Source organism: Pseudomonas sp. P1_F1_2 (assembly GCF_056405815.1).
The window spans coordinates 22,206-30,234 of sequence record NZ_JBFUBK010000080.1; the positions used below are offsets into that span (position 1 = coordinate 22,206).

Below are 8,029 nucleotides of genomic sequence, written 5' to 3' on the forward strand. Positions count from 1 at the left end.
TAGATCGTTCCCACGCTCCGCGTGGGAACGATCAGTCATCAGTCAGGGCTTGTAGCCCTGAGCCAGCAACCAACTGCGAACCACCCTGCCCTGCTCCACCGTCAGCCCGGCCAGCGCCTGCTCCGCCGGCTCAGTGCGCAACCGCCGCACCAGCGGCGCCAATTCAACCCCCTGCACATGCCAGATGCCCAATGGCTGATCCGCAGTGATCACCACCTCGGCCTCATCGACAAACCCGTCCTTGAGCACCGGTGCTCGCTCGATCCTCAATGCTGAAAAATCAGCCTCGGCATGGGCGACTTCAGCATCCGGCCAACGCCGCCGCGCCTGCCAGAATGGCTGATCCAGCCAACGCAGTTCATCGGCGTAAAAATCCCGACCGATTCGTGCAAAGCGCAAAAACAACTGCTCGACCCGCTGCTGATGAAAGCGCTGGGCCAACGCCGCTCGTTCGGGTTTGCGCAACAACGTGTTGATCACCACCGGCGCCTGGAGCGCCGAAGACAGTGATTGAAAAATCCCGTTGCCCGACAGCGGGTCCACCGCCATGGCGGCATCGCCAACCCGAATCCAGTGATCGCCGCACACCTGCGGGCATAGAATCGCGGTGCTGCTGCGGGCATGCAATTGCAGATCGACTTCGGCCTGGTCAGCGAAAAACGCCTGAGCCAACGCCGAACCCTGGCGCCGCTGACGACAATAGTCGAGCAACTGCGCCTTGCCCGGCAGGTCGGCGCTCGCCACGTCCACCGTCCATTGCCAGTAACACTGGCCGTCAGCCCGCCGCGCCATCCAGGCCCAGCCGTCTTCAAGGCTTTCCACGGCGCTGGCGGTGGTGCCCCGAGGGCCTTGCCAGCGATTGAGCAAGCTGACCGTCTCGGGCCCGCGCAGGCCTTTGCCGAGCGCCGGGGCCTGGCGACCGCGGGCTTCCACTAAAAAGTCTGCGAGCAGCGTTTCGCGCCCATCAATGTCGATCCGATGGCCCGTCGCGTCGGTCTCAACGGTCAACACTCGGCCTTCGATCAGCTCGACGCCAGCCAGGCGTAGATCCTCGCGCAGGCCTCGGTCGAAGCATGGGCGATCGAGTAAGAACTCAATGTTCTGCGCGTGCTGCTGGCCGTTCCACGACACCTGCCGTTGGGAAGGCAACGCCGCGTCCGCCAGCGCCTGATGCACACCCGCACCGCGCAAGGCCTCCAGCACACGGACCGAAACGCCTTCCAGCGCCGCAAATCGGCGCCACTCGCTGACCAGCGTGACGGGATAGCCGAGTCGGCGCAAACCCAGGGCGACGGCGGCCCCCGCCGGTCCTGCGCCGAGAATCACAATCATGGGCCAACGCGCCGTTCAGGACCGCGATAACGAGCGTTTTCGCGCAGCCACTCGATGACCTGCTCGTTGCTCGCCTCAGGGTGTGCCACCAGGAAACCGGCAATGTGTCCACTCAACGCCGCGCAGCCAAGACTGGCGCCGGACTGCCCCGGATAAGTCCCATGCACACACGCGGCGAAATCCGCTTGAGCGCTGTTGAGCCATGACCACTCCTGCTCAGCGCATCGCGCGTCGCCGGTGACGCGCAACACCTGTGGATAATTCGCCGGGAACACACCTTCACCTTGCGCCGGGCTGGAGGCGCAGAGCAAAACGCCCTGGCTCACCGCCGCCGCGCAGGCTTCGCGCAACAGGCTGCGGTCCTGACGCAAACCGAGGCTCAAATTGATCAACCGGACGTCCTGTGCCACCAGCCAGTCGATGGCGCTGGCGATCTGCAAGGCGCTGGTGACGCCGCGCTGGTCAAACACCTGCCCCACGCAAAATACCGCTGAGGGTGCCCGACGTCCGATGGCTTCGATGACTGCGCTACCGTGACCCAATGGATCATCACGCAAGTCGCTTTCGGCCAGCCCATCCTCCAACAACGAAAATCGTCGCCCGGCCACGACCTGCACCCGTTGCGCCGCCGAATGCCCGCTGTCGATCACCCCGATGCGTAGTTCAGGCTTCATGCAGCACCGTTTTCGACGTGAGTACGCCATCGAGCAATTCAAAGCGCAGGTCGGCATCGGCCAGGGTTGAGGGACGATGGCTGATCAAGATGCGTGTGCGCCCGGCAAACAGTCGGTCGATGGCCTCGATGACCTCGCGCTCGGTGGCTTCATCCACCGCCGAAGTGGCCTCGTCCAGCACCAGAATTAACGGATCCTGCAGCAGTGCACGGGCAATGGCGATGCGCTGTTTCTGGCCGCCGGACAACTGCTGGCCACGCTCGCCCAACGGACTGTCGAGCCCCTCGGGCAACGACTCGATCAGGCTGTCGAGTTGTGCCAGGCGCGCGACGTCGGCAATGGCCTCGCGACTGGCGTCCGGCACCGCGTAAGCGAGGTTATCGGCGAGGCTGCCGCGAAACAGCACGATGTCCTGGCTGACAACGGCAATCCGCTGCCGCAACTGGAACAGGTCCAGCTCGCGAAGATCAACCTCCCCCAGCAACACCCGACCGGACTGCGGATCGTGATGACGCTGCAGCAGATCGATAAGGGTAGATTTGCCGACCCCGGAGCCGCCGCTGAGGGCGACTTTCAAGCCGTAGGGAATTCGCGCTTCGATACCCCGCAAAGTCGTCGGGCGGCCGGGATGACTGAAGTGCACGTCGTCGAATCGCAGGTCACCACAGGTCGGCATCGGTTGCGGTTGGACCGGCGTCAAAACTGTGGGCTCTTCACCGCGCAGCTCCATCACGCGTCCGAGACTGACGGTCATCCGTTGAATGGCGACGTAGAGGCCGAGCAGGCTCTGGACCGGTCCGACGGCCATGCCCAGGTAGGTCGAAAATGCAATCAAGGCACCCAATTGCCAAGTGCCCTGCACCACCCAGTAACCGCCGATCAAAAACGCACAGGCGCGGGACAATGAGGTCAATGTGCCCGGTACGGCCTGGGTGAAAAACTCGGTGACTTGCAGGCGCAGCAATTGGCTCATGTAGCCTTGGCCCAGCGTCTGCAGACGCCGCGATTCACGTTGTTGCTGGCCGGCGGACTGGATGAATTTCATCACCGGCAAGGTCTCGACCATGAACGAGGACATGTCCGCCGAGCGCTCGCGTAATTGCCGTACGTCGCGCTCGACTTTGCGCCGCATCCAGCGCAGCCAGAGCACGTCGAGGGGAATCAGCACCAGGGCCAGCAACGACAGCTTCCATGACAGGGTCAACAACATCGCCACCGCGCAGACCAGGCCGATCACGCTCGACACCGCAGAGAATAATGAATCCACGGCAAAACGCTGGATCTCCGCGACGTCGCCATCCAGGCGCGACATCAAGTCTCCGATACGCCGTTGACCGTAGAAGCTCGGTGAGAGTGTCTGCAAATGCCGGTAGAGATCATCGCGCAAAGCAAACAGAATCCGCCCGGACAACCGCGTGTGCAGGTAACGATTGATGCCCGACAGTGCCGTGCCGAGCAGCCCGGCAACGATCATCAACCCGGCAATCAACACCAGCATCGGGAAATTGCGGGCTAGCAGGCCATCGTCGATCAGCAGCTTGGTCAGCCACGGTTGCACCAACACCAGCAGCGAGGCGCACACCGATAAACCGAGCAGCCCGACAATGGCCAAACGATGCGGACGCACGAAACTGTAGAGCCAGCGCAATGCCGCTTGCAAGGCTTCGGGGTGCTGGCTGTCGATCAGCCGGACGATCAAGCGCTGCATCACGAACGCCACTGTTTGAGCTTGCGATACAACGTCGCGCGGCTGATGCCCAACGCGTCCGCGGCCGCCGAGACATTGCCCTGGTGAGTGTCCAGGGACTGCCGAATCAGCTCCAGTTCGTTCTCGCGGATGCTGCCAGCCTGTGGTCGTTCGCTCGCGCTCAACTCGTCGAGCATGCTGTCGGGCAAGTGATCGAGAGTGAGGACGATCTCTCCCGGTTCGCGCATGGCCAGCGCGGTGCGTAATACCATCTCCAGTTGGCGGATGTTGCCGGGCCAGTGATAACCGCCGAGCAAGCGGCTCAAATCGTCATGCAGCACGACGGCCGGCGCATCGAGCTTGGCCAGCAATCGCCCGACCAGACCACTGAAGTCCTCACGTTCGCGCAGGGCCGGAAGCATCACGCTGATGCCGTTGACCCGGTAGAACAGGTCCTCTCGGAAGTGCTTTTCATCCACCAGGCGCTTGAGGTCACGATGGGTGGCGCAAATCAGCGCGACGTCGATGTCCTGCTCTTCGCCAGCACCCAATGGCGCGACTTTGCGGTCTTGCAGCACCCGCAGCAAACGCGCTTGCAGGGCCAGCGGCATGTCGCCGATTTCATCGAGAAACAAGGTGCCGCCATGAGCCTGTTGCAAGCGACCGACCATGCCACCACGACGGGAACCGGTGAACGCGCCCTCGCGGTAACCGAACAGTTCCGACTCGATCAGACCCTCGGGAATGGCGGCGCAATTCACCGCCACAAAGGGTTTGTCGCAGCGAGCACCGGCCAGGTGCAAAGCGCGGGCGATGACTTCTTTGCCGGTGCCAGTTTCACCGAGCAGCAACACCGGCAATTCATTGGCCAGGCCTTGACGAGCCATGCGCAACGCTCGGGCATATCGCACGTTACTGCCGGCCAGGGACTCCAGGTCCGGTTGCGGTTTGGCGGTTTTGACGGTGCTGCGTGGAGGGCTGCTGACGCTGATCGAGCGTTGCGGTGCACGCAGGGTTTTGTAGAAGAATTCGCCTTTGGCGGTTTGCAGGCTGCCGACACCGCCCTGGTGCAGGCGAGCCAGCAATTGCAGGCCATCGACGCCCAAAAACTCTTCGCAACGTCGGCCCACCAACGCCGAGCGTTCGGCGTGAAGCAACTGACAGGCCTGGGCGCTGACCGCAAGGATCTGGCCCCCAAGGCTCACTGCCAGCAGGCCTTGCCATGGAGATTCGAGGTATTGGCGACGGCTGTGGAACGCCAGGACGATTTCGTCCGGGTAGCTGGCGTTGAAGACGCGGCTTTCAATCTGGCTGACCGCCATGGCTAACAACGCGGTGCTGTCATGGACGCGGCCTAGCGGGCCTTCACGGGTCAGGTCGAGCACGCCGAGGATGTCGCCCTGAGGGCAATAAATCGGCACCGAGGTACAGGAGAAATCAGTCAGGCGATCGAGATAATGCTCGCCGCAATCGATCATCGTTGGCCGGGCTTCGACCAGGGCGGTGCCTAGCGCGTTGGTGCCGCGAGCGGCTTCGCTCCAGCAGGCACCCAAGGTGATGTCTTGCAGGCCGCTGCCTTTAAGGCGATCGGCGCGCCCTTCGACGGCGAGGATGGTGGCATCGGAGTTGGCGAGGATAACCAGCCCTTCCTTGCCCTGACGTTCGGCCAGGTAATCGATGGCTGGCAATGCTGCGTCGATCAGCAGTCGGTTGCTCGCCAGCAACACGTCGAGGCTCGCGCTCGATTCCAGCGCCAGTTCGTGTTTGCCATTGAAATGCACACCGTGGCTGAGACTGCGTCGCCACGAGGCGTCGATTTCCGCGCGCAACACGCCGTCGGGAACTTCGCCCTCGAGATGGAGTTTTTCCCGGGCCAGGCGAGCTTCACGGTGCAGTGTGGGTGGTGTTGTTTTTATTAGCGTCATCAAGCGCTCCGAGTCGGTCCGCCCTGCGCTATTTTTAAAATCAGCGCCCTGCCGCAATCTTTACGTTAACGTCAGGGCGATGGCAAGTGCCTTACAGCACTTGTGGTTTCAGAACGGCCACTTAAACGTGTGGATCACCCGGGGCTTTGCTCGGCGCGGCGTATTGCGGCTTGAGGTGACCTTCCTGATCGAGCAGCCAGGCGTCCATGATCTGTCGCACCACGGGACCTGCGACGCGACCACCCGCCTCGCCGTTTTCAATCATCACCGAGATGACAATCTTCGGGTGCTCAGCCGGGGCAAATCCGACGAACAAGGCGTTATCGCGGTTACGCTCCAGGGTTTTCGCCCGGTTGTAGCGCTCGCCCTGCTTGATCGCAACGACTTGCGCAGTACCGCTCTTGCCAGCAATGCGGTATTGCGCCCCGAGCGCTGCCGCCCGGGCAATCCCGCGAGCGTCATGCATCACCATCTGCATGCCGTGGTTGACCTGTTCCCAGTCACGTGGATCCTWAAGCAGGATGTTGGGCATCGGATGCTCATCTACTGGCGCAACACCGTCCACTGACTTGGCCAGATGCGGACGATTCCAGACACCCTTATTGGCAATCAGCGCGGTGGCCTGGGCCAATTGCAGCGGTGTGACCTGCATGTAGCCCTGACCAATACCGAGGATCACCGTCTCGCCAGGAAACCAGGCCTGTCGGCGCGTAGCTCGTTTCCAGGCCTGGGACGGCATCAAGCCGGCAGACTCTTCGAACATGTCCATCGAGACCTTCTCTCCGAGGCCGAACATCGCCATGTAGTCGTGGAGCCGATCGATGCCCAGCTTGTGCGCCAGGTCGTAGAAGTAGGTGTCGTTGGAGCGCATGATCGCGGCGTCCATGTCGACCCAACCGTCGCCGCTGTGGTTCCAGTTACGGTATTTGTGATCGAAATCCGGGAGCTGGTAGTAACCCGGATCGAAGACACGGGTCTGGGGCGTGACGACTCCCGCATCGAGGCCGGCAATGGCCACTTCCGGCTTGATGGTCGAACCCGGCGCGTAGAGACCGCGCAGCACGCGGTTAAACAGTGGGCGGTCGATGGAGTCGTGCAGCGCCGCGTATTCTTTGAAACTGATCCCGGTAACGAACAGGTTCGGGTCGAAGCTTGGCTTGCTGACCATTGCCAGCACTTCACCGGTGGAGGGGTCGAGCGCAACGACTGAACCTCGACGATCACCCAGGGCTTCTTCGGCGGCTTCCTGGAGTTTGACGTCCAGGCTCAGGACAATGTTTTTACCGGGGATTGGGTCGGTGTGCTTGAGTACGCGCAGCACGCGGCCCTGGGCGTTGGTTTCGACTTCTTCGTAACCGACGTGGCCATGCAACTCGGACTCGTAGAATTTTTCGATGCCGGTTTTACCGATCGATTGAGTGCCACGGTACTCCACGTTATCCAGGGCGTTGGATTCTTTCTCGTTGATGCGACCGACGTAGCCGATCGAATGCGCGAAGTGCGCGCCCATCGGGTAATGGCGAACGAATTGAGGCTCGACATCGATTCCCGGCAGGCGGAACTCATTGACCGCCAGTATCGCGATCTGCTCTTCGCTCAGTTCATAGAACAGGGTGACTGGCACGAACGGATGACGGGCCTGCTTCATCGCCTTGTCGAAGAGTGTTCGATCTTCTGTCGGCAGATGCAGGAGGTCTACCACCTCATCCAGTTCTTCTTTCACGTCGGAAGCGCGTTCACGGGTGATCGTCAGGTTGAAGCTTGGCCGGTTGTCGGCCAGCACCACGCCGTTGCGGTCGTAGATCAGTCCACGGGTGGGAGTAATTGGCAGGACGTGGACGCGGTTGTTTTCGGAGATGGTTGAGTGATAGTCGAATTCGACCACCTGCAGGACATACATGCGCACCACCAGCGCGCAGGTAATGGCGGCGACGAACAAGCCGCAAGCCATCAGCCTTTTGTTAACCAGGCGCGTTTCTTTTTCGTGGTCTTTGATCGGAATCGGTTCGGGCATTTCTGCGGCAACTCTTTGACTAAAAAAGGGTGCCGATCCGTAGGCGTGAAATCAGTCCGTTAAAAAACGAGCTGCACCATACCAAAAACTGCCCGGTCACTTGAGTGCGATTTCCTCGAACGGTTGTTCTTGAGCGTCAAAAGGACAATACCGATTTTCCTGCGGGCAAAACAAAACCCCAACTGCTTTCGCAATTGGGGTTTCGGAATTTAATCTTGACGATGACCTACTCTCACATGGGGAAACCCCACACTACCATCGGCGATGCATCGTTTCACTGCTGAGTTCGGGATGGGATCAGGTGGTTCCAATGCTCTATGGTCGTCAAGAAATTCGGGTACCGAATCGTGGCCAGCTGGCCGCGCTTCAGCAAATTGGGTATGCGATAGTTGGGTGT

General features: G+C 61.2%; 5 protein-coding genes and 1 rRNA gene. All 6 read right to left on the reverse strand.

Annotation, left to right across the window (positions count from 1 at the left end; all coding sequences use genetic code 11):
- Positions 1-42: 42 nt before the first annotated feature.
- Positions 43-1,332: a flavin-dependent monooxygenase QhpG gene (gene qhpG / locus AC1D2P_RS21545; protein ID WP_109788165.1), complete on the reverse strand. Its 1,290-nt coding sequence runs from the start codon at positions 1,330-1,332 to the stop codon at positions 43-45.
- Positions 1,329-2,006 carry a subtilisin-like serine protease QhpE gene (gene qhpE / locus AC1D2P_RS21550; RefSeq protein WP_477758388.1) on the reverse strand — a complete coding sequence of 226 codons (678 nt, stop codon included), beginning with the start codon at positions 2,004-2,006 and terminating at the stop codon, positions 1,329-1,331. The genes qhpG and qhpE overlap by 4 nt, the downstream gene beginning before the upstream one ends.
- Positions 1,996-3,714: an ABC transporter ATP-binding protein gene (locus AC1D2P_RS21555; RefSeq protein WP_223522608.1), complete on the reverse strand. Its 1,719-nt coding sequence runs from the start codon at positions 3,712-3,714 to the stop codon at positions 1,996-1,998. Before AC1D2P_RS21555 ends, qhpE begins: the two co-directional genes overlap by 11 nt.
- On the reverse strand, positions 3,714-5,618 hold the full coding sequence (locus tag AC1D2P_RS21560) for a sigma-54-dependent Fis family transcriptional regulator (protein ID WP_223522607.1): 1,905 nt from the start codon (positions 5,616-5,618) through the stop codon (positions 3,714-3,716). Before AC1D2P_RS21560 ends, AC1D2P_RS21555 begins: the two co-directional genes overlap by 1 nt.
- Positions 5,619-5,739: 121 nt before the next feature.
- Positions 5,740-7,632 (reverse strand): penicillin-binding protein 2, encoded by a 1,893-nt coding sequence (mrdA, locus tag AC1D2P_RS21565; RefSeq protein ID WP_477811580.1) that lies wholly within the window; start codon positions 7,630-7,632, stop codon positions 5,740-5,742.
- Between the two features lie 213 nt (positions 7,633-7,845).
- A 5S ribosomal RNA gene (gene rrf / locus AC1D2P_RS21570) occupies positions 7,846-7,961 on the reverse strand.
- Between the last annotated feature and the right edge of the window lie 68 nt (positions 7,962-8,029).